Source organism: Acidobacteriota bacterium, from assembly GCA_009861545.1.
GTDB lineage: Bacteria > Acidobacteriota > Vicinamibacteria > Vicinamibacterales > UBA8438 > WTFV01.
Genome location: VXME01000040.1, coordinates 47284 through 69097 on the forward strand (window position 1 = coordinate 47284; position 21814 = coordinate 69097).

At 70.2% G+C, this 21814-nt stretch carries 17 protein-coding genes; 12 read left to right on the forward strand and 5 right to left on the reverse strand.

The window, feature by feature from the left end:
• The first annotated feature begins 7 nt into the window (after positions 1–7).
• Positions 8–1213 (forward strand): D-alanine--D-alanine ligase, encoded by a 1206-nt coding sequence (locus F4X11_05480; protein ID MYN64466.1) that lies wholly within the window; start codon positions 8–10, stop codon positions 1211–1213.
• Between the two features lie 48 nt (positions 1214–1261).
• Here F4X11_05480 and F4X11_05485 read toward each other — a convergent pair whose 3' ends face one another.
• Entirely contained in the window at positions 1262–3409 is a 2148-nt protein-coding gene (locus F4X11_05485; GenBank protein MYN64467.1) for a hypothetical protein, read from the reverse strand.
• 29 nt (positions 3410–3438) lie between these two features.
• Between F4X11_05485 and F4X11_05490 the strand changes: the two genes are divergently transcribed.
• The 5 genes from F4X11_05490 (at position 3439) to F4X11_05510 (ending at position 10199) form a co-directional block, all read left to right on the forward strand.
• Entirely contained in the window at positions 3439–4080 is a 642-nt protein-coding gene (locus F4X11_05490; GenBank protein MYN64468.1) for a deoxynucleoside kinase, read from the forward strand.
• Between the two features lie 33 nt (positions 4081–4113).
• The gene (locus F4X11_05495; GenBank protein MYN64469.1) at positions 4114–5469 is read left to right on the forward strand and encodes a bifunctional folylpolyglutamate synthase/dihydrofolate synthase; all 1356 of its coding nucleotides are present in this window, start codon (positions 4114–4116) and stop codon (positions 5467–5469) included.
• A 13-nt stretch (positions 5470–5482) separates the two neighbouring features.
• Positions 5483–8011, forward strand: a complete 2529-nt coding sequence (locus F4X11_05500) for an LPS-assembly protein LptD (GenBank protein MYN64470.1) — start codon at positions 5483–5485, stop codon at positions 8009–8011.
• 37 nt (positions 8012–8048) lie between these two features.
• Positions 8049–9014, forward strand: coding sequence for an NAD-dependent epimerase/dehydratase family protein (locus F4X11_05505; GenBank protein ID MYN64471.1), 966 nt, complete (start codon positions 8049–8051; stop codon positions 9012–9014).
• An 87-nt stretch (positions 9015–9101) separates the two neighbouring features.
• Positions 9102–10199 (forward strand): radical SAM protein, encoded by a 1098-nt coding sequence (locus F4X11_05510; GenBank protein ID MYN64472.1) that lies wholly within the window; start codon positions 9102–9104, stop codon positions 10197–10199.
• Here the strand turns inward: F4X11_05510 and F4X11_05515 are convergent.
• Both F4X11_05515 and F4X11_05520 read right to left on the reverse strand, forming a co-directional pair.
• A complete protein-coding gene (locus tag F4X11_05515) occupies positions 10144–10980 on the reverse strand; it encodes a zinc metalloprotease HtpX (protein ID MYN64473.1) in 837 nt (278 codons plus the stop codon). The genes F4X11_05510 and F4X11_05515 overlap by 56 nt on opposite strands.
• A gap of 21 nt (positions 10981–11001) precedes the next feature.
• The gene (locus F4X11_05520; GenBank protein MYN64474.1) at positions 11002–12138 is read right to left on the reverse strand and encodes a M20 family metallopeptidase; all 1137 of its coding nucleotides are present in this window, start codon (positions 12136–12138) and stop codon (positions 11002–11004) included.
• A gap of 16 nt (positions 12139–12154) precedes the next feature.
• Here F4X11_05520 and F4X11_05525 point away from each other — a divergent pair, with 16 nt between their 5' ends.
• Complete coding sequence (locus tag F4X11_05525) at positions 12155–12709, forward strand: hypothetical protein (protein MYN64475.1); 555 nt, start codon at positions 12155–12157, stop codon at positions 12707–12709.
• Between the two features lie 130 nt (positions 12710–12839).
• On the opposite strand, the gene thiC is transcribed toward F4X11_05525, so the two are convergent.
• Together thiC and F4X11_05535 are read right to left on the reverse strand one after the other, a co-directional pair.
• Positions 12840–14528 carry a phosphomethylpyrimidine synthase ThiC gene (thiC, locus tag F4X11_05530; GenBank protein ID MYN64476.1) on the reverse strand — a complete coding sequence of 563 codons (1689 nt, stop codon included), beginning with the start codon at positions 14526–14528 and terminating at the stop codon, positions 12840–12842.
• Positions 14529–14630: 102 nt separating this feature from the next.
• Entirely contained in the window at positions 14631–16076 is a 1446-nt protein-coding gene (locus F4X11_05535; GenBank protein ID MYN64477.1) for a class I SAM-dependent rRNA methyltransferase, read from the reverse strand.
• Between F4X11_05535 and F4X11_05540 the strand changes: the two genes are divergently transcribed.
• From F4X11_05540 to F4X11_05560, 5 genes are all read left to right on the forward strand, one after another.
• Entirely contained in the window at positions 16075–16554 is a 480-nt protein-coding gene (locus tag F4X11_05540) for an RpiB/LacA/LacB family sugar-phosphate isomerase (GenBank protein ID MYN64478.1), read from the forward strand. The genes F4X11_05535 and F4X11_05540 overlap by 2 nt on opposite strands.
• Positions 16555–16607: 53 nt before the next feature.
• Positions 16608–17867, forward strand: coding sequence for a serine hydroxymethyltransferase (locus tag F4X11_05545; GenBank protein ID MYN64479.1), 1260 nt, complete (start codon positions 16608–16610; stop codon positions 17865–17867).
• Positions 17868–17929: 62 nt separating this feature from the next.
• Positions 17930–19822: an ATP-dependent DNA helicase gene (locus tag F4X11_05550; protein ID MYN64480.1), complete on the forward strand. Its 1893-nt coding sequence runs from the start codon at positions 17930–17932 to the stop codon at positions 19820–19822.
• 115 nt (positions 19823–19937) lie between these two features.
• Complete coding sequence (locus tag F4X11_05555; GenBank protein ID MYN64481.1) at positions 19938–20933, forward strand: tetratricopeptide repeat protein; 996 nt, start codon at positions 19938–19940, stop codon at positions 20931–20933.
• Between the two features lie 3 nt (positions 20934–20936).
• Positions 20937–21662: a YggS family pyridoxal phosphate-dependent enzyme gene (locus F4X11_05560; protein ID MYN64482.1), complete on the forward strand. Its 726-nt coding sequence runs from the start codon at positions 20937–20939 to the stop codon at positions 21660–21662.
• The last annotated feature ends 152 nt before the right edge of the window (positions 21663–21814 follow it).

Consider the following 21814-nt stretch of genomic DNA (forward strand, 5'->3'; position numbering starts at 1 on the left):
GCCACCTGTGGGCCGGCTTCGCATTGGCGTCATCTACGGCGGCCGATCGAGCGAGCACGAAGTGTCGCTCGCATCCGCGGCCGCCATATTCAGGCACGTCGACCGCGACCGCTACGAGCCGATCCCCCTCCTCATCGACAAGTCCGGGCGCTGGACGGTTGCGGACCGACCGCCGGAGATCGAGTCTGCGGGCGAGGTCATCGACGACGCCCGCAGGGCTTCGAGCCTGCCGGCGGAACGGCAGACCGAGGTGCACCTGGTCGCCCATCCGACACCGAGCCCCCTCCTGACCATCGACCGGGATCCAGGTCCGCGGGCGTCCGCGGCAACTCGCGCGACGGGCCGTGCAAGCGTAGCCGAGCTCGCACTCGACGTCGTGTTTCCGATCGTCCACGGGCCATTCGGTGAGGACGGCTCCCTGCAGGGGCTGCTGGAGCTGGCGAACGTGCCCTACGTCGGGGCCGGCGTTCTGGCCTCGGCCGTCGCCATGGACAAGGCGGTGGCGAAGGTGCTCTTCACGGCGCATGGACTGCCGGTGGTCCCGGGCCGCGTGGTCGGCGGCGTCGAGTGGGAGAACGACCCCGGCGGGGTCCTCGAGCGACTCGAAGCCGGCCTCGGCTACCCGGTGTTCGTCAAGCCGGCCAATCTCGGATCGAGCGTCGGCGTCTCCCGCGCGACCGACGCGGAAACGTTGCGCTCCGCGCTCGACGAGGCGTGGGCTTTCGACGACAAGCTCCTCGTCGAGCATGCGGTGCCCGCTGCGCGGGAGATCGAGGTGTCCGTCCTCGGCAACGAGGCCCCGGAGGCATCCGTGCCGGGCGAAGTGATCCCACCGCCCGGCGGGTTCTACGACTACGAGGCGAAGTACCTGGACGACCGGTCCAGAATCGTCATCCCGGCGCCGCTCTCCGCGGAGCGTACGGCGCAGGTGCGCGCGCTGGCCCTCGACGCATACCGCGCCCTCGACTGCGCCGGCATGGCGCGGGTCGATTTTCTGCTGGACGAATCCGGCGACCGGCTGTACGTCAACGAGGCGAACACGCTGCCCGGGTTCACCGCGATCAGCCAGTACGCCAAGCTGTGGGAGGCGTCGGGATTGTCTTACCCGACATTGATCGACCGCTTGATCGATCTCGCGATCACGCGTCATCGGCGCCGGCGGCGGCTGCGCTCCAGCCTGACCGACACGGCTCAAGAACCTGCGCCGCAGTAGTCTGGCGAGACCCACGGCGTCGCGCCGCGACCGCAACACCGCGCCGAATCAACGCTGGCCGGCGCCCGCGAGCGGCTGGACGCCGTCCCACACGAGGACCCGGTCGATCCGGTCCCCCGTCTGCAACGCATCCGCGGCTTCCATCCCCGCGACGACACGACCGAAAGCCGTGTAGCGACCGTCGAGCCTGGGCTGCGGCGCGAGCGTGATGAAGAAGCGGCTGCCACCCGTATCCGGCCGATCGCGCGCCAGCCCCACCGTGCCCCGGAGAAACGGTAGCTGGCTCGGCTCGTCGCGGAGCGTGAACCCGGCTCCTCCCTTGTCGTCGCTCCGGGGATCCCCGCTGTACGCCGCTTCCCCCGGTACGACCCGGTAGAACGTCAACCCGTCGAAGAAGCCCTGGCGTGCGAGAGTGGTGAAACTCTCCGCGGTCAACGGCGCGTCCAGCACGGCGAGCTCGATCTCGATGGTGCCGCGAGCCGTCTCGATGTAGACGTGCGGCGATACCTGCGGATTCGTCAGATGCGGAGCGGCGTGGTCCACACGTCGCAGCCCCTGCGCCGGCCGGATCGCCGCGGCGGGATCCGACTCGGGATCCAGGCGGGCGAGATGCTCCGCTGCGCGGACGCGAACCGGCCAATCCCGGTCTGCCAGCGCCACACCGAGCGTCTCCTGCGCCGTATCGCCGCCGTACGCGGCCAGCGCATCGACGATCGCGCCACGGGCCAGGAACGATGCGTCCGGCTCGGCCGCTTCATAGGCGGCGGCGAGCGCAGCCTCGGCGTCCGGCGGCTGCAGCTCCCCAAGCAGGCGCGCTACGGTCGCGCGAACGACGACGTCCGGCGTCTCCAGCCGGTCGAGCAGCAGGCTCGCGATCCCGGTCGGCTCTCCGGCGGCCAGCGCGTCGAGCACGGCTGGCAGAACCCGCTGATCGTCGTCGTTCAGCATCGCTTCCAGCGTGGCTCTGGCTGCCTCCGGGCTGGCGTGGCCGAGGCCTTCGGCGGCGGCCGCCCGGACCCGCCAGTCGGGATCCGAGCCGAGGCCGGACAGGACGAGCAGGAACCGTTCCGGGTCCACCCGCGAAAGCGCCCGGATCGAAGCGGCTCGCAGCGGCGCCCACGGGTGTCCGAGCAATTCGACGAAGACCTCGATCGAAGCCCGGCTCGCGTGATTCGCCAGCGCGTCCACCGCCGCCCGCCGGAGCTGCCGGTCCAGCCCCGCGATGCGGACGAAGCGGTCGAGCTCCTCGGCGGCGCGCGGATCGTCCGTCTCACCGAGCGCCCGGAGGGCGCTGAGCACCACTGCCCGGCCCCGTCGCTCCAGGCTGAGAAGGTCTGTGAGCGCTTCTGTTCCATCCGGATCGGCCAGCCTGCCGAGCCCCTCTCCGGCAAGCGCCACCCCGACGCTGCCCCGAACGCCCGCGAGGGTCACGAGCGCGGGCAGGGCCCGCTCGTCTGCCGTTCTCCCCAATGCGTAGGCGACCGGCCACCACCAGAGGATCGGCCGCGAATCCTCGCCGAGCACCGCTTCGGCCAGCGGCTCGAACGCCTGCAGCTCGCCGAGCGCGTAGAGGCCGAGCCTGAAGGCCTCGACCGAGGCGCTCTGCGGGTAGGTCATGTCGTCCGGGTCGAGGTCGTACGCCGACGTCACATGGCGTCGGACCATGGCTCCGATTGCCGGGGCGGCGGAGTCCGCGCCGAGTCGGGCCAGCGCCTGCGCCGCGCGGCCCTGGACGGGAGGCGCGGGATCGTCGAGGGCGGCGACCAGGACGTCCACCGCTCCCGGGTCGCCGATCAGGCCGAGGCCGAACGCCGCCATCTGGCGCACCTCCGGCTCCGGGTCCGCCAACAACCCGGCCAGCGCGTCGACACCGGCCGAGAGCCCGACGCGCCCGACGGCCAGCGCCGCCCTGCGGCGCAGGTGCGCTTCCGGCACCTCGAGCAGGGCCAGCAGATCCGCGCGAGGCGGAACGGGACCGGTCGCCCGCGGCGGCGAAACGGCGGCGCCGGGAGCGGGCGCCGGATCGGCGAGCCGGCGCTCATCCTCGAGCCTCAGGATCCAGGACATGAGATCCGCGGGCTCGGGAGAACGCGGGGCGGCAACGGGCGGCGAGGACGCGCACCCCGCGACGAAAACGAGACAGGCGGCCAGCGATGCGCGCTGCATGGGAACGATGTCGGCGAGCGCCGCCATCATAGCACGCGCATTGTCTATACTCGCGTGAGGTGGACTTTCGGCACATCGCGATCGAGGGCCCGATAGCCGTCGGCAAGGGAGCCCTCACCGAGCGTCTCGCGGCGCGGCTCGACGCCGGAGTGATTCTGGACGACACGGAGAACCCGTTTCTCGCCGACTTCTATGCGGGCCGAGCCGGCGCGGCCTTCCAGGCCCAGCTCTTCTCCCTGCTGGCGCGCCATCGGCAGCAGATCGGGCTGCGGCAGTCCGATCTCTTCAACCGCCTGACCATCTCCGACTACCTGTTCGACAAGGACAAGATCTACGCGCACCTCAACCTCGACGACAACGAGCTCTTCATCTATCAGCGGCTCTACGACCTGCTGGCGCCGGATATCGTCGCGCCGGACCTCGTGATCTACCTCCAAACCCCCACCGACCTCCTGCGGCAGCGGGCGCGCGCCCGGGGAGGGGGCGGCGAAATCGAAGCCGCGCCGGGTGACCGCTATCTCGGCGAGCTGAACGAGGCCTACCATCACTTCTTCTTTCACTACACCGCTACACCCTTGCTGGTAGTGGAGATGTCCGATTCAGATCGCGCGTGGGGCGAGCCGGCGCTCGACGATCTGCTGAAGCAGATCGAGGGCATGGGCGGCCGCACGCGGTACTACGTGCCGCGCATGGCCGTGTAGCCGCGCCGTCTGCCACGGAAGCGGATCCGTCGCATGGTCATCCGGTCGCCCGCCTGCCCGCAGCCCGAGGATCCGCTCTCCTATCTGTTCGGCCTGCAGCGGTTCGGCATCAAGCTCGGCCTCGGGAACATGCACGCGCTCACCGCGGCGCTCGCGCATCCGGAACGGCACTTCCGATCGGTGCTGATCGCGGGCACCAACGGCAAGGGCTCGGTTGCCGCGATGGTGGAGCGGGGGCTGCGCGCGGCGGGATACTCCACCGGTCTCTACACTTCGCCGCACCTGATCAATCTCAGCGAACGGTTCGCCCTCGACGGCCGTGCCGTGGACGACGCCGTCCTCCTGAAGGAAGCGGAGCATCTCCGGGCGACGATCGAGCGGCTCCGCGCATCCGGACGGCTCGCCCACCCACCCACGTTCTTCGAAGCGACCACGGCTCTGGCGCTCTCCCTCTTCCGGCGTCGGGAGATCGACATCGCGGTCCTCGAGGTGGGCATGGGCGGCCGCTTCGACGCCACGAACGTGGTGCACCCGCAGGCCGTCGGCATCCCGTCCATCGATCTCGATCATCAACAGCACCTGGGTGCGACGCTTGCCGAGATCGCCTTCGAGAAGGCGGGCGTCATCAAGCCGCGCACCGTGGTCGTGAGCGCGGAGGAGAAGGCGGAGGCGCGCGACGTGCTGCTGCGGGCGGCGGCCGCGCGGGGCGCCCGGTTCATCGACGCCGGGGCGGAGGTGGACGCGCGCTGGCACATCGACGCCGGGGTCACCCGGATCGAGAAGCTGAGAACGCCCCGTGCGAGCTACGGTCCCCTGCGCTTCGCGCTGCGAGGACGGCACCAGCTCCGGAACGCGGCGGTGGCGGTGCGACTGCTGGAAGAGCTGTCGCCTGTCGGGGGACCATCGACCCGCGCCGCGATCGAGGAGGCCCTCGCGAGCGTGCGGTGGCGTGGACGCCTGGAATGGGTCGACTGCGCCGCCGGACGGCGCATCCTCGTCGACCCGGCCCACAACGTGGCCGCCGCCGAGGCCCTCGGCGCCTACGTGACCGAGATCTGCCCCACCGGCCTGCCTTTCGTGTTCGGCACGCTCTCCGACAAGGACGGGGCCGGCATGCTGGCCGCGCTCGGCAACGCCGTGAGCCGGATCATCTGCTCACCGATCGCCAACCCGCGAGGGAGGCCCGCGCGGGATCTCGCCGCTGCGGCTCGCTCCACCCGGCCCGACGTGCCGGTCGAGTTCGCCGCCTCGCCGGTCGCCGCGCTCGCTTCCGCCTGGCGGACCGGGCCCCTGGCGGTGGTCGCCGGCTCGATGTATCTCGTGGGCGAGGTCCTGCACGAGTTCGACCGGGGCCGCCTCGGCCCGCGAGCCGGTCCCGAGCAGGAGTAGAATCAGTTGCTGGATGCGCGCAGTGCCGGGAACCCGCGATCACCCCCCCTTTTCCGCCGGCCGCGCGCGACCGTCGTCCGGGGTACGATTCTCTCTGGCCGGCCTGCTGGCGATCGTGCTGCTCCCCGATGCAGCGGCGGCGCAGTTCTTTGCGAGTCTGCCTTTCGACCACAAGCAGTTCAATCTGCAGATGATCAGCGCCGACCACCTGCGCCTGACCGGAGAGGTGGAGCTCGAGGGCGACACTTTCGACTTCTACGCCGACCAGGTCGACATCTACCTGGACGACCCGGAAGAAGCGCCGGAGGACTCCGCGAGCGAAACGCCACCCGCCGACGGCGCCGTTCCGGACAACGAAGATCCGGACGGCGACAACGCGAGCGACGACGATGCTCCCGCGCTCCGGCTGGTCGCCTCCGGCAACGTCGTCTTCTCGGCGCCCGAGGTCCGTCTCTCCGCAGATCGGGTGGAGTACTGGACCGACGATCAGCGAGCCGTGTTCCACGAGGCGCACGGCTGGATCGACCTGGGCGAGGAGGTCGATCGGAGCATGTTCGGGACCCAGGAGCCGGACCTGCTCTTCCATGGTCAGATGATCGAGCGGATCGGTCCGCGGAGCTACCGGATCACCAAGGGCGCGTTCACGAGCTGTCTCCAGCCGACGCCGCGATGGCAGCTCGTCGCGACGTCGCTGACCCTCAACCTCGACAGCTACGCCTGGATCCTGCACCCGGTGCTCAAGGTGAAGGGCGTGCCGGTGTTCTACATGCCGGGCCTGCTCTACCCGATCCAGGAGGACGGCCGCGCCACCGGATTCCTCATGCCGACGTTCGGGGCCTCGACCTACCAGGGATCGAGCTTCAGCAACGCCTTCTTCTGGGCGATCGACCGGAGCCAGGACGCGACGTTCTATCACGACTGGTTCACGCAGCACGGCGGCGACGGGCGCGGCGCCGAGTACCGCTACACGAGGGGCGGTGGGTCGCAGGGCGACTTTCGAATGTATCGCCTCAACGAGCCGGAAGCCGATATCGCGTCCCGCGGCCGGACGCGCACACGTCCGGAGCGGCGGAGCTACGAGTTCAGGGGAAACGCGCGTCACGGGCTTCCGGGCGACTGGACCGCGCGGGCCCAGGTGGACTATTTCACCGACATCACCGTCCGCCAGACCTATCACACGAACGTCTTCGACGCCTCGAACTCACGGCGCACCGCGTCGGGCAACGTCAGCGGGCCGGTAGGGGAATACGAGCTGAGCGGCACCTACGACCTCAACGAGACCTTCTTCGGCGGCACCGACTCGGCGCTCAACGGCGCCGGTCCGCGCATCGGGTTCGGCCGCGGCAAGACCGAGCTCTTCGGAACCCCGATGTACGTTTCCTTCGACGCCGAGTACGCCCGTCTGCTCAGACAGTCTCGCCGGGTGCGGAACGAGGTGGCCCAGGAGGTCGATTCCGGACTCAGCCGCTTCGATCTGTACCCCGTGCTGCAGATTCCCTTCAACCGCTGGCCGTTCCTGAAGATCGACTCCACTGCGGCCTGGCGAGCCACCTACTGGGACGAGAGCCTCGTCGACATGCCCGAAACCGCCGCCTCGACAGGCGGCAGGGAACAGGTCGCGGTCGGCGTGGGCCGTCAGTTCTACGAGCTGTCGACGCGCGCGACCGGTCCCTCGTTCGTCAAGATATGGGACACGCCGGACAGCGGGTACTCCGAACGGATGAAGCACCTCATCGAGCCGTGGACGGGCATCTCGCGCGTCAGCGCCATCGACGACTTCGATCGCATCGTCCGCATCGAGGGCATCGATTCCATCGTCGGCAACGTCTGGCGGGTCGAGTACGGGCTCGACACCCGCCTCTACGCCAGGGTCTTCGAGGGCGGGCCGGAATCGGTCGCGAGGGAGATCCTCTCCGCGTCCGTGACCCAGAGCTACTACACCGACGAGAACGCCGCGCAATACGACCGCAGCTTCCGGACGAGCTTCAGCGGTACGCCGCCGAGCAACTTTTCGCCGATGTCGGTGATCGTGCGCGCCGAGCCCACGCGCGAGATCGGCGGCACGTTGCGCATGGAGTTCGACCCGGACTTCGCACGCCGCGCTTACGTGCCTCTGTTGCGCGCCGGAGCGATGCGGACCATTTCCGCGGAGGGAAGCTACGAGGTCGGCGGCTGGCTCTCGACGAACGGAGGTTGGAGCCAGCGCCGCTTCATCGAAGGCCTCCCCGGATTCGACAACCCTGCCCGACTGGACAACTACATCAACTCCTCGACGTCGTTCCGCACGTCGGACAACGGGTTCGGCGGCCTGTACAACTTCAATTACGACATCCGGCGCGGGCGGTTCCTGGCCCAGATGATCCGCCTCTACTACAACGCACAGTGCTGCGGCCTGCGCGTGGACTACCAGGTGTTCAACTTCGAGGGACTCGGAAGCCGGGCACTCGTCGAGCGGGACCGGCGCGTCACCGTGTCGTTCACGCTGGCCGGCCTGGGAACGTTCACCAACAACTTCGGCGGCACCGGAGGCCGCTACCGGTAGCGTACCGTCCGGCCCCGCCGGGCATCGCGAGGCGCCGATGACTCAGCGCGTGCTGGTGACCGGGGCGGCCGGCTTCGTCGGCAGCCATCTCGTCGCGTTGCTCGGCGCCGAACAGCCGGCGCCGCACGTGGTCGGTTGGCGGCGCCCGAACCCGGACGGCGACAAGGCGCGGCGCCCCGCTTCGGACAGTCCGGCGCGGCGCTCCCTCAGGGCGGTCGACGTCCTCGATGCCGACGCCGTGCACCGCGCCGTCGAAGAGCTGGAGCCCGACCAGGTCTACCACTGCGCCGGAGCCGCCGCCGTTGCCGGGTCCTGGAACGCCCGTGTCTCGACGCTGCGGACCAACGTCATCGGAACCGAGCATCTGCTCGCGGCGATCGAACGCGCCGCTCCGTCGGCCCGGGTCCTCATCCCCGGCTCGGCGCTCGTCTATCGCCCGGGGCGCGGCGCGCTCGCCGAGGACGCGGACATCGGTCCCGCGAGCCCCTACGGCCTGAGCAAGCTGGCGCAGGAGATGCTGGCCGCACGCTACGCCGCCGAAGGCCTCGGCGTCATTCGGACACGCTCCTTCACGCATATCGGCCCCGGCCAGAACCCGTCGTACGCCGCCTCGAGCTTCGCGCGACAGATCGCGCGCGTCGAAGCCGGCCTCGCAGAACCCGCCTTGCGGGTAGGGGACCTGGACCCTCGACGCGATCTGCTCGACGTTCGCGACACGGTCCGCGCCTACCGTGACCTCATGGAGCGCGGCACGCCGGGCGCCGTCTACAACGTCTGCTCGGGCACTGCTCACCCCATGCGCGAGGTTCTCGATAGGCTCGTCTCCCTGACGGCCATCCCGATCGAAGTGCGCGTCGACCCCGCACGGCTTCGCCCGAGCGACTACCCGGTACTCTGCGGCGACCGCACGCGAATCACGGCGGACGTCGGCTGGGCGCCGCGGATTCCCCTGTCCGAGACCCTCCGCGACCTCCTGGACCACTGGCGCGCCGCGGTCGGCTGACTCCGAGGGAAGGGTCGTCCCGCCGGCAGTTGACGGCCGCAGGCTCTTCGTGCGAGGATGCAGGCGAACAAACAACGAAAGTGACGCATGATGAACCAGCCGAGACTCTTCGAGCTCGCGGGGCGACCGACGACGCGGGCGGTGGCCCGCGCCGTCCGCGAGGCCGGGGTCGGCGGCCTCCCCGACGGCGTGCGCCGGGGGGACAACACCGTCTACCAGGAGATCGTCTGCCGCTCGGCCCTCAACCGGGTGGAGGGCATGCCGTTCCGCTGGACGCTCAACCCGTACCGCGGATGCACGCACGGCTGCCACTATTGTTTCGCCCGCCGCTACCAGTCGCAGTTGGAGCTCGACGCGGGCGACGACTTCTCCTCGGTGGTGCTCGTCAAGAGCAATTTTCCGGACGTGCTGGCGCGCGAGTTGTCCAGACGGCCGCTCGACGGCCAGATGGTCGCCCTCGGCACCGCCACCGATCCTTATCAGCCCATAGAAGGCCGGCACCGGCTCACGCGAAGAACCCTGTCGGTCCTGATCCCCCACGCGACGCCGGTCGGACTGATCACGAAGGGAACGCTGGTCGTGCGCGACACCGACCTGTTGGTGGAGCTGTCGCGCCGCACTCGCTGCACCGTGACGTTCAGCCTCCCGACGGTGGACGTCGACGCCTGGCGGTCTCTCGAGCCGGGCACGGCGCATCCGCTACAACGACTCCGCGCCCTGCGCCGGCTGCGCGACGCGGGAGTCGACGCCGGCGTGCTGATGGCGCCGATCGTCCCCGGCATCAGCTCGAAGCCGGCCGGAATCGAGCGGACGCTGAAGGCGATCGCAGACAGCGGCGCGAGCCATGTCGGTGCGCTCCTGCTGCATCTGGAGGGGGACACGCGCCGGCACTTTCTCCGGTTCCTCTCGCGCGAATACCCGCAACTCGTCGCGGGGTACGGCCGCCTCTACGCCGGCAAGCACGCGTCGGCGTCCTACGCGACGCGCTTCCGGACCGTCATGGGAGCCCTGATGGCGAAGTACGGGCTGGAGAGTAAAGACCGGCCGGGTCCCGAGCAGCGCACCTCCCGCCCATCGATCTCCGACCGGAGCCGGCCGCACCAGTACGGCCTCGGTTTCCCGGAATCCCTCAGACCGTTCCCAGCAGCGCGCGGATACGCTGCTCCGTCGGCGGGTGGGTGCTGAAGAGCGACATGATGCCGCGGCCCGACAGCGGCATCATGATGAACATGTGCGCCGTAGCCGGATTCGCGTCGAGCGGAATCCGCTGCTGGGCCGCGTCGATCTTCTTCAGCGCGCCGGCCAGACCGTAGGGATTGCCGGCGATGGCGACCGCGCCCCGGTCGGCCGCGAACTCCCGGGAACGGGAAATCGCCGCCTGGATCAGCATCGCGGCGAGCGGCGCGACGATGATCGTCGCCAGCAGGGCAAGCGGATTGGAGCCCTCCTCGTCATCTCGCCCGAACCCGCCGAAAATCGCGGCGAACTGGGCCATGCGAGCCACCATCATGATCGTGGCGGCCACGGTGGCGGCAATCGAGCTGATCAGTATGTCGCGGTGCTTCACGTGAGCGAGCTCGTGCGCGATCACCCCCTCGATCTCCGGCTCGTCGAGAAACCGGAGCAATCCCGTGGTCGCCGCCACCGCCGCGTGCCGCGGATTCCGCCCGGTGGCGAACGCGTTGGGAGAGTCGTCCGGGATGACGTAGACCTTCGGCATCGGCAGGTTGGCGCTCTGCGCCAGGCGCGCCGTGATCCGATACAGCGGGTGCTCCGGACCGACCGGCTCCGCGCGGTACATCCTGAGCACGATCCGGTCGGAGAACCAGTACGAGCCGAAGTTCATCGCCACGGCGATGACGAAAGCGAACATCAAGCCGCTCGAGCCGCCCAACCACTCGCCGAGCGCGAGCAGCAGGCCGCTGAGCAGACCGAGCAGCAGAACGGTCTTGACGGTGTTTCCCATCCGATCCTCCTGAATGCCATTCTAGCCGGAGTGTGCGATGAGTCCGGCCAGCAGCGCGGCGCGCCAGGTGAGGTCGGCGGTGACGACGTGCTCGTCGAGCGCGTGCGCCCCGTCGCCCACCGCACCCAGCCCATCGAGAGTAGGGACGCCGAGCGCGCCGGTGAAGTTCCCGTCGGAGCCGCCGCCGGTAACGCCTTCACCCAACTCCCGACCCATTTCGGCAGCAACCGTCCGGGCGACTTCATACAGGCCGGCCACCTGCTCCGTCCTCTCGAACGGCGGCCGCGAGAATCCTCCGCCCACCTCGAGGCTCGTCCCTTCCAGCACCGGCCGCAGCGCCTGCATGCTGCGCTCGAGTCGGCGCGCGTCCTCCATCGTCGCCGCGCGGGCGTCGATGACCGCCCGGGCGTGCTCGGCCACGACGTTGGGCCGGTCTCCCCCTTCGATGACACCGACGTTCAACGTCACTCCGCGCCCGTGATCGCGGAGCGCCCCGACCGCCCGGATCTGGGCGGCCAGCTCGTCTATGGCGCTCGCGCCCCGCGTCGGATCGATGCCGGCGTGCGCCGGGACGCCGCGTACCCGCAACTCGAACTCTCCGCACCCCTTGCGGCCGGTCTTCACCGCCCCGCCCGGCAGCGCAGGCTCCAGCACGAAGACGGCGCTGCTCCCGCGGGCCTCCTCTTCGACCAGGCCGCGGGAAGAACGGCTGCCGCGCTCCTCGTCCGCCGTCCACAGCATGACCACCCGGAGATCGTCCAGGCGGCCGGCCGCGGCCAGCGCCCGGACGGCCAGCATCCCGATGGCGATGCCCGCCTTCATGTCGAACACGCCGGGTCCGTACAGGCGGCCGTCGGACTCGCGCAGCGGCATGCGCTCGAGCTGCCCGACCGGCCACACCGTGTCGAAGTGCCCGAGCAGCATGACCTGCCGCGCCGCCGACGCGGAGCCGAAGGTCGCCCGCAGATGGGCGCCGCTGGTGGGCGATGGAATGCGCTCGACCGCACCCCCCATCTCGCCCAGGTGCTGCGCCAGCCGCTCTCCGCAGCGATCGACCGCGGCCGGCTCGGTGGTGGGCGACTCCAGTCGCACCAGCTCGGTCAGCACGCCGATCAGCCACTCGCGACGACTGTTGCAGAACTCACGCAGGGTCGGCATGCGTCATAATACGACCGTGAGGTACAGAAGCGCTCTGAGCGTCACGTTGGCGCTGGTGCTGGTCACCGCGGCGGCCGTTCCGCTGCAGGCGCAGCGCCGGCCCGTTCCACGGCCGTTTCCCACCCCGGAGACAGCGCCCGCGCGAGCTCCGTCCACCCCGGAGATCGACGTGGCGGGGCCGGCCGCGGCGCCCCGGGTCGCGGTTCCGACCGAGGCGACCCTCGGCGTGCCCATCTATCCGAACGCGCGGTACATCACGTCGTACGACGCCGGCCGCGGACAACGCTTCCACTTGTTCGGGACGGGCGCCCGGTTCGACGACATGGTGCGGTACTACTCGGCGCGGCTGCGCAACCGCGGGCGGCGGCTGTACGACGCCCCGCCGATCCACCAGTTCGAGACGGCGCGGTTCCGCGACCGAGAGATGGACTTCCGGCCGAGCGTCACGATCAAGGACTACACCTGGGGCGGAGCCACCGGCTACATCGACCCGACGGCCGGCGGGGAGCCGGCGATCTTCCCGACGATCATCCAGATCACGACCCTGCCGGAGGGCGCGGCGAACCGCTAGGAGGTCGCGGCGCCGGCTCTCACCGTCCGAGCCTGGTCGGAGTTCGGAGCCGCAGGAGACGATTGCCGACCGGGCTGGCGCGGCGACGTCCCGGCGCGGCCGTAGCGGCCGGTAAGAGCACGGCGGCCACCTACTTCGCGGGGACGTAGATCTCGCGCCGCTCGCGGAATTCGGCCGACTTCTCGTCGAGCCCGACCTCGACCGCCTGCTCTTCACCCACGCCCCGTTCGGCCGCGAAGTCCCGAATCTGCTGGGTAATCTCCATGCTGCAGAACTTCGGCCCGCACATCGAGCAGAAGTGGGCGACCTTGGCGCCGTCGGCGGGCAGCGTCTCGTCGTGGTAGGCCCGCGCGGTCACCGGGTCGAGCGCGAGGTTGAACTGGTCCTGCCAGCGGAACTCGAAGCGGGCCTTCGAGAGCGCGTCGTCCCAGGCCTGGGCGCGCGGATGCCCCTTGGCGAGGTCCGCGGCATGGGCGGCGATCTTGTAGGCGATGACCCCGGCCTTGACGTCGTCCCGGTTCGGGAGCCCGAGGTGTTCCTTGGGAGTGACGTAACAGAGCATCGCCGTGCCGTACCAGCCGATCATGGCGGCGCCGATGGCCGACGTCAGGTGGTCGTAGCCCGGAGCGATATCGGTCGTCAGCGGGCCCAGCGTATAGAAGGGCGCCTCTTCGCACCACTCGAGCTGCTTCTCCATGTTCTCGCGAATCAGGTGCATCGGGACGTGGCCCGGCCCCTCGTTCATCACCTGCACGTCGTGCTCCCAGGCGATGCGGGTCAGCTCGCCCTGGGTGCGCAACTCGGCGAACTGCGCCTCGTCGTTGGCGTCCGCGATGGAGCCGGGCCGCAGGCCGTCCCCCAGCGAGAACGAGACGTCGTAGGCCTGCATGATCTCGCAGATCTCGCGGAAATGCGTGTACGCGAAGTTCTCCTGGTGGTGCGCGAGACACCACTTGGCGTGGATCGACCCGCCGCGCGACACGATGCCGGTCAATCGTCCCGCCGTCAGCGGCACGTACCGCAGCAGCACGCCGGCGTGCACCGTGAAGTAGTCGACCCCCTGCTCCGCCTGCTCGATCAGGGTGTCGCGATAGATCTCCCAGGTCAGCTCCTCCGGCCGCCCGTCGACCTTCTCCAGGGCCTGGTAGATGGGCACGGTGCCGACCGGCACGGGCGCATTGCGGATGATCCACTCGCGCGTCTCGTGGATGTCGGCGCCGGTGGACAGATCCATGATGGTGTCGGCGCCCCACAACGTCGCCCAGCGCAGCTTCTCCACCTCCTCGTCAATCGACGAGCTGACGGCGGAGTTCCCGATGTTGGCGTTGATCTTCACCAGGAAGTTGCGGCCGATCGCCATCGGCTCGAGTTCCGGATGGTTGATGTTGGCCGGGATGATCGCTCTTCCGCGGGCTACCTCGGCGCGGACGAAATCCGGTTCGAAGCCCTCGCGCAAAGCGACGAACTCCATCTCCTGGGTCACCTCGCCCTTGCGGGCGTAGTGCATCTGCGTGACGGAGCCCGCGCCGCGCATGACCGGCCGATGCAGCGAGGCCGGTATCTGCTCGGAGCCGTGCGCGGCGCCCGCCGGCGCGACCTCGGCGACGTCCCCGCGGGCGGCCGTCCACTCGCGCCGCAGAGGCGGCAGGCCGGCCCGCGCGTCGGTCTGGTGGGGACCGCTCGTGTCGTAGACCTGCAGGGGCGGCTCCCCGTCCGACAACGCGATCCGGCGCATCGGCACACGGACGCGCCCGCCCTCGACGTGTACCTTGGTCGAGTTCGGAAAAGCCTCGGCGAAACGGGATTCAAGTGAAGGCATGGAAGCAGCAGGGCTCGCCATGAATCGCTCCTTGATCTGAGAGTGCGAACGAATATAGCACGCGGCCCGGTCGCGCCATCTGCGATGATCGCCGTCACGCGGCTACATCCTGCGCAGCACGACGGACTTCAGATACGAGGTTTCGGGCACGGTCGCCAGCACGGGATGGTCGCGGCTCTGCAGCCGCCTCTCCACGACGCGGACATCCGCCCGAGCGTCGGCCGCGGCTTCCGCGATCATGCGTGTGAAAGCCGGCTCGTCGACGTGGTAGGAGCAGCTCGACGTGATCAGCGCCCCGCCCGGCGACAGGATCCGGAGCGCGCGCAGGTTGATCTCCTTGTAGCCGGCCAGCGCCCGCGTCGTGGCCCCGCGGTTCTTTGCGAACGCCGGGGGATCCAGCACGATCGTATCGAACCGCTCGCCCGCCCTGTCGTGGTCGCGCAGCACGTCGAAGACGTTGCCCACTCGGGCCCGTACGTTGGCGACGCCGTTGATCTCGGCGTTCCGCTCGACGGAGGCCGCCGCGCTCTCGGACACGTCGACCGTCTCCACCTCATCGCAGGCCGGAGCCATCTGCAGCGCGAACCCGCCGGTGTAGCTGAAGCCGTCGAACGCCCTCCCGCGCGCATAGCGGGCCGCGGCAAGGCGATTTTCGCGTTGATCGAGAAACAGACCGGTCTTCTGGCCCTGCCAGGGATCGACGACGTATCGGACGGCTCCTTCCCGCACCTCGATCTCCTGCGGAACGCTGCCGTGGCGCAGCTCGACGCCGCGGTCCAGCCCTTCGAGCGCCCGTACCTGCGGATCGTTGCGGGCCAGGATGCCGGCCGGCTGCAGGAGTTCCACCAGCAGTTCGCCGATCAGCGGCAGCAGGCGGTCGGTGGCCTGGGACAGGGCCTGCACCACCAGCGCCTCGCCGTAGCGATCCACGACCAGTCCGGGTAGTCGATCACCCTCGCCGTGGACCAGCCGATACGCCGTGGAGTCGATGTCCAGCGATTCGCGGTACCGGATGGCGGCCTCGAGCCGGGCGCGCCAGAACGCGGCGCCGGGGCGCACGTCGCGCCGGGTCAGCATCCTGAGGGCGATCACCGAGCGACTGCTGTAGAGCGCGTAGCCGAGGGGCCGGCGGTCGCCGCCGCTCACTCGCACGACGTCACCCGGGGCGGCGGCCACCCGCCGCAGATCCGAGCGATAGATCCAGGGATGTCCGGTCCGCAGGCGGCGCTCCCCCCGCGCGGTTACCGCAACCGCCGGCTCCCGCTTCGGTTCCCGAACCGTCGAGCGACCACGGGGCGGACGTCCCGCGGCGTCGGGCGGAGGCTGCGACTCCGCGACCTTCCTCGCCGGCCCGGCGCGGCGGGACCGCGTGCGGGAGGCAACGCCCTCCACACTCGACGCCGGGCGGCGCGCCCGTCCGCCCGAGCCGGCCGTACCGGCTGCGTCACCGCTCGATCGTCGTTCGTCCAGAAATCGTTCTCCTCGGCCGCCCCGGAGCCGGCCCCCGGCGGGCGGGACCACCAGACTCGTATAGTACAATTGCGACATGCGGATCGCGCTGGGCGCCGACCACGCCGGCGTCGCCCTGAAGGCGTTCATTCGTCGTGCTTTCGACGAGGCGGCGCGGGAGAGTCCCACCGGGCCGCCCAACACGTATGTCGACTTCGGCACCCATTCGGAGGAACCCGCGGACTATCCCGACTTCGCGCGGCCTGTCGCCGAGGGAGTCGCGGCGGGCGCTTTCGACCGCGGCGTGCTGGTCTGCGGAACCGGCATAGGCATGTCGATCGCCGCCAACAAGGTGCCCGGCGTGCGGGCCGCCCTCGTGCACGATCCAGTCGGCGCCGGGCTCTGCCGCGAGCACAACGACGCCAACGTCGTCACCCTCGCCGGCCGGTCCGTGGCTCCGGAAACCGCCATGGCCATCATCGAGAAGTTCCTCGGCACGCCGTTCGGCGGCGGCCGGCACGGGCCGCGGGTGCGCAAGATCGCGGACTTGGAGCGTTGCCTGGAAGGGGTCACGTGACGCAGACCCTCGACGCCGACCGAGCCAACGAGATCGCCGGCCTCACCGATCGAATGCAGCCGCTCGCCACGAGCGACCCGGAGATTTCCAGGGCCGTCCGCCAGGAGATCGAGCGGCAGAACGACGGGCTCGAGCTGATCGCCTCCGAGAACTTCACGAGCGCCGCCGTGCTCGAGGCCATGGGCTCGCCGCTGACCAACAAGTACGCGGAGGGCTATCCGGGGCGGCGGTACTACGGAGGCTGCGAGTACGTCGACGTGGCCGAGTCGCTCGCCATCGACCGCGCGAAGACCCTGTTCGGAGCCGAGCACGCCAACGTGCAGCCGCACTCGGGCGCTCAGGCGAACATGGCGGCGTACTTCGCCCTGCTCAAGCCGGGCCAGACGGTGTTGGGCATGAATCTCGCCCACGGCGGGCATCTGACCCACGGGCATCCGCTGAACTTCTCCGGGCAGCTCTACGAGATCGTCCCCTACGGCGTGCGCCGCGACGACGAGCGAATCGACTACGACGCGCTCGAACGGCTCGCTCACCAGCACCGGCCCGAGTTGATCATGGTCGGCGCGAGCGCCTATTCCCGCGTGATCGACTTCGCGCGCATCGCCGGCGTGGCCGAGGCCGTCGGCGCCGCGGTGGTCACGGACATGGCGCATATCGCCGGTCTCGTCGCCACCGGGCAGCATCCGAGCCCGGTACCGCATTCCGACGTCGTGACCACTACGACCCACAAGACGCTGCGGGGGCCCCGCGGCGGCCTGATTCTCTGCCGGGAATCGCACCGCAAGGCCATCAACCGCTCGCTGTTCCCGGGCGTGCAGGGCGGACCGCTCATGCACGTCGTCGCCGCCAAGGCAGTCTGCTTCAGGGAAGCCGCAACCCCCGGCTTCGCCGACTACCAGCGGCAGGTGGTCCGCAACGCGCGCCGCCTGGCCGGCGCGCTGGCGGATCAGGGCTTTCGCATCGTGAGCGGGGGGACCGACAATCACCTGCTCCTGGTGGACGTCTTCTCCCGCGGCCTGACGGGCACGGTCTGCGAGACGGCCCTGGGACGGGCCGGCATCACGGTGAACAAGAACGCCATACCTTTCGACCAGCAGCCGCCGATGGTGGCCAGCGGCATTCGGCTCGGTACGCCGGCGCTGACCACCCGGGGCATGGCGGAAGCGGAGATGGACACCGTGGCGGAGTTGATCGGACGCGTGCTGAGCGCCCCCGACGACGACCGCGGCGCCGTCATGGTTCGAGGCGAGGTCGAAGCGCTGTGCCGGAAGTTCCCGCTGTACCCGACGCCTCCCCGCCACGACCAGATCTAGAACCGGGGTTGGCGACGCGCGTCGCGGAAGCGCTCGCCGACGACGGCGCGCTCGCGCACGCGATGCCGGCGTTCGAGCCGCGGCCGGGCCAGCGGCGGATGGCGGCCGCGGCGGCGCACGTGCTCGAGACCGGCGGCGTCCTGCTGGCCGAAGCCGGCACCGGGACGGGCAAGACCCTGGCCTACCTGGTACCCGCCATCCTCAGCGGGCAGCGGGTGCTCATCTCGACCGGCACGAAGAACCTGCAGGACCAGATCTTCTACAAGGACCTTCCCGACCTGCGGCACGCACTCGGCGTCGATTTCCGGGCCACCTACATGAAGGGCCGGGGGAACTACCTCTGCCTGCACCGGTTCGCGACACGGCGTGCGGAGGCGGCAGCCTCCCTGCTGCCGCTGGCCGAACGGAGCGTGCTGGACCAGCTCGCCGCGTGGGCCGAACAGACGGAGACCGGCGACCGGGCCGAGATCGAGGACCTGCCCGACAACCTGGCCGTCTGGAACGACGTCGCCGCCACCTCCGAGAACTGCATCGGCACCGAGTGCCCCGCCTACCAGGAGTGCTTCGTGACGACGATGCGGCAGCGAGCGGCGGAGTCGGACGTCGTCATCGTCAACCATCATCTGCTGTGCGCGGACGCCGCCGTGCGCCAGAGCGCGTACGGCGAGGTCATTCCCGCGTGCACGGTCGCGGTGATCGACGAAGCGCATCAACTCGAAGACGTGGCCACGCAGTACTTCGGGATCGCAGTCAGCAACCACCGGCTCGACGAGCTGTACCACGACGGCCGGCGACTCGTCGCCGGCGATGCGCCGCCGGCCGTCGAGCTCGAGGAAGCGTCGGTGCTCGAGTTGCTGGACCTGCTGGACCGTGTGCGCGGCGACGCCCATCTCTTCTTCGGCTCGCTTGCGCCGGCTGCCGGCGGGGAGCGCAGCCGCGTGACTGCCGACACGCTCGCCGCGGTCGCCGAGCCGGCCCGCCGCCTCGGACGGAGCCTGGGCGATCTCGCCGGCGCGCTTTCCAGGCTCGCCAAGCCGTCGGGGAGCACGGATCTGGCGGCGCTCGGCCGGCGGGCGGACGAGATCCGCACGGAGCTCGCGTTCCTCCTGGCCGCCGGCGACGCCGCCTACGTCTACTTCGTGGAACGGCGCGGCCGGGGAGTGTTTCTGCGGGCCGCACCGATCGACGTATCGAGCATCATCCGCGAGTTGCTGATCGAGCGGATGGAGAGCACGGTCCTGACCTCCGCCACCCTGACGGTCGACGCTTCCTTCGCGTACCTCCGGGGACGGCTGGGCATCGCCGACGCCACCGAGCTGCGGTTGCCGTCGGAGTTCGACTATCGCGAGCAGGCCATCCTCTACCTGCCGCGCGAGATGCCGCCGCCGCGCCATCCGGCGTTCACCGCCGCTGTCGCCCGGGAGGTCACCGCGCTGCTGCGGATCACCGCGGGCCGCGCGTTCGTCCTCTTCACGAGCTACGCGAATCTCCGCGACGTGCACGCCCGGCTCGATCCGACACTCCCCTATCCTCTGCTGGTGCAGGGAACCTCGCCGCGCAGCGTCCTTCTGCGGGAGTTCCGCGCCACGCGCAACGCGGTGCTCCTGGCGACCTCCAGCTTCTGGCAGGGAGTGGACGTCGCCGGCGACGCCCTGAGCTGCGTGGTGATCGACAAGCTCCCGTTCGCCTCCCCCGGCGATCCGCTGACCGCCGCCCGCATGGAGCAGATCGACGCGGACGGCGGCAATCCGTTCTCCGACTACCAGATGCCGCTCGCCATCCTGACCCTGCTGCAGGGGCTCGGCCGGCTGCTCCGCCACCGCACGGACCGCGGCGTGCTGGCGCTGCTGGACCCGCGCCTGCGAACGAAGGGGTACGGGCGCCGCTTCCTGGACTCCCTGCCGCCTGCGCCCGTAACGCACGATCTGGCGTCGGTGTCCTGCTTCTTCGACTAGCGCCCCGCAACGCCTCGCCGGCGCGGCGTTGCGGCCCATCCCCCCCGCTCCAGGAGCCTGCGCCGGAGACCGCACTCCGTTGCGTTCTGCGGCGCAGACTCCTAGACTGAGCAACATGAGGACGCGCGCCCTGCTGCGCCTGCGCCGGTGGCGCCGCAGCGTGCTCGTGGCGTGCCTCGCCGCCCTCGGCATCACCGGAGCGGCCGGCATGGCGAGCGGACAAACGGCAGGCACGGTGCGCGGCGCGGTGGTGGACGAGCGGAGCCGGGCCGCGGTCGCGGGGGCCCTGATCGTCCTGCTTCCGCTCGACGGTGACGGTCCTTCCCTCGAATTCGAAACCGGATCCGACGGCCGCTTCGCTCGATCGGACGTGGTCCCGGGGCTCTATGCGGTGACGGCGGCGCTCGGGGCCCTGCAGAGCGAGGTCTACCGCGTGCGGGTCCGTGATCGGCGGGCGGTGGAGATCCGGTTCGCCCTGGGACCCGACCGGGGCGCCACCCCCTGGATCATCGCGGGCGGAGCACGCGACCGGCTGGACGAGCTGTTCGCGGCGGGCGTCGGAGCCAACCGAGAAGGTGCGCACAACGAAGCCGTGACCTGGTTCACGCTTGCCGCGGGACTCGACCCGAACTGCATCGAGTGCCATTACAACGTCGGTGTCGCCTACTCGGCCCTCGAGCGCTGGCCGGCCGCCGAGCGCGCGTTCGAGGACGCTCTCGCCATCCGGCGGGATTACACCGCCGCCTACTATGGACTGGCCAACGTCTTCACGCGATCGGGACGCCCCGACGACGCCGCCCGAGCCCGCGACGAGGCGACGCGTCTGACCCTGGCCGCACTGGAAGCCGGACGCCGGCAGGCCGCCGCGGAAGTCGCACGCGGCATCGCGTTCCTCGAGGCCGGCAACGTCGAGGACGCCCGGCAGCGCTTCGAGGAGGCGGTCGGCGGAAGTCCGGGCTACGCGCCGGCGTACTACTGGCTGGGAGTCGCGCTGACGGAAATCGGCCGGTCCGGTGCGGCGCTGACCGCGTTGCGGCGGGCGGTCAGTCTGGATGGAAGCGGCGAGCACGCGGCCGACGCGAGGTCTCGCATCGCCGCGCTGGAGCGCTGAGCGCTGAGTACGCCGCCAAGCCCGGAGGCCGTGGTCGCGAACGTCCGACTCGTCCGCGAACGCCTCGAACACGCCGCCACGGCAGCCGGCCGGGACCCGGACGAGATCCGGCTGATCGCCGTCTCGAAGACCTTCCCGCTGGATGCTGTCGAAGCGGGCACGAGCGCCGGCCTGACCGACTTCGGGGAGAACCGCGTCCAGGAGGGACTGGACAAGATCGAGCGGGGGTCCGGGCTGCGGGTCAGGTGGCACCTGATCGGCCACCTGCAGTCCAACAAGGCCCGCAGCGCCGCGGTCGCCTTCGACTGGATTCACTCCGTCGACAGCGTACGGCTGTTGCGCCGTCTCGATCAGGCCGCGGCCGAGGCGGCGACCGCGCCCAAGCTGCTCATCCAGGCGGACCTCGCCGGCGAGGCGACCAAGCACGGGGCGTCGGCAGAAGAAATCCGCCCGCTGCTGGAGGCGGCCCGAACATGCCGGGCCGCCCGCGTGCGCGGGCTGATGCTGATGCCGCCGTGGTCGGACGACCCGGAGGCGGTCAGGCCCTGGTTCCGCCGGCTCCGGCAGCTTCGCGACACCCTGCTGGACGAGGGCTTCGACCCTGCTACTCTCGGCGAGCTGTCCATGGGCATGACCCGCGACTTCGAGATCGCGATCGGGGAAGGGGCGACGATGGTGCGCGTCGGCACTGCAATCTTCGGCCGCCGTACGCCTCCGGCCGCCGGCTGACGAACCGCGGGAGTTTCGCGCCGGCGAGACTCCCAACGCGACCGTCAGGATCGCGCGCGACCGTCAGGTCGCGCGGTCGGGCGGCCGCGCCGGCCCCAACAACAGTGAATTATTAAAAAAGAACCGGCCACCATCGAAGAGCCAAAAGCGGG

Excerpts from the sequence above, each read along its gene's own strand:
- F4X11_05485 (MYN64467.1), bottom strand. The coding sequence starts at position 3,409 with ATGATGGCGGCGCTCGCCGACATCGTTCCCATGCAGCGCGCATCGCTG.
- F4X11_05495 (MYN64469.1), top strand. The coding sequence starts at position 4,114 with ATGGTCATCCGGTCGCCCGCCTGCCCGCAGCCCGAGGATCCGCTCTCC.
- F4X11_05500 (MYN64470.1), top strand. The coding sequence starts at position 5,483 with ATGCGCGCAGTGCCGGGAACCCGCGATCACCCCCCCTTTTCCGCCGGC.
- F4X11_05505 (MYN64471.1), top strand. The coding sequence starts at position 8,049 with ATGACTCAGCGCGTGCTGGTGACCGGGGCGGCCGGCTTCGTCGGCAGC.
- F4X11_05510 (MYN64472.1), top strand. The coding sequence starts at position 9,102 with ATGATGAACCAGCCGAGACTCTTCGAGCTCGCGGGGCGACCGACGACG.
- F4X11_05515 (MYN64473.1), bottom strand. The coding sequence starts at position 10,980 with ATGGGAAACACCGTCAAGACCGTTCTGCTGCTCGGTCTGCTCAGCGGC.
- F4X11_05520 (MYN64474.1), bottom strand. The coding sequence starts at position 12,138 with ATGCCGACCCTGCGTGAGTTCTGCAACAGTCGTCGCGAGTGGCTGATC.
- thiC (MYN64476.1), bottom strand. The coding sequence starts at position 14,528 with ATGCCTTCACTTGAATCCCGTTTCGCCGAGGCTTTTCCGAACTCGACC.
- F4X11_05540 (MYN64478.1), top strand. The coding sequence starts at position 16,075 with ATGCGGATCGCGCTGGGCGCCGACCACGCCGGCGTCGCCCTGAAGGCG.
- F4X11_05535 (MYN64477.1), bottom strand. The coding sequence starts at position 16,076 with ATGTCGCAATTGTACTATACGAGTCTGGTGGTCCCGCCCGCCGGGGGC.
- F4X11_05545 (MYN64479.1), top strand. The coding sequence starts at position 16,608 with ATGCAGCCGCTCGCCACGAGCGACCCGGAGATTTCCAGGGCCGTCCGC.
- F4X11_05550 (MYN64480.1), top strand. The coding sequence starts at position 17,930 with ATGCCGGCGTTCGAGCCGCGGCCGGGCCAGCGGCGGATGGCGGCCGCG.
- F4X11_05555 (MYN64481.1), top strand. The coding sequence starts at position 19,938 with ATGAGGACGCGCGCCCTGCTGCGCCTGCGCCGGTGGCGCCGCAGCGTG.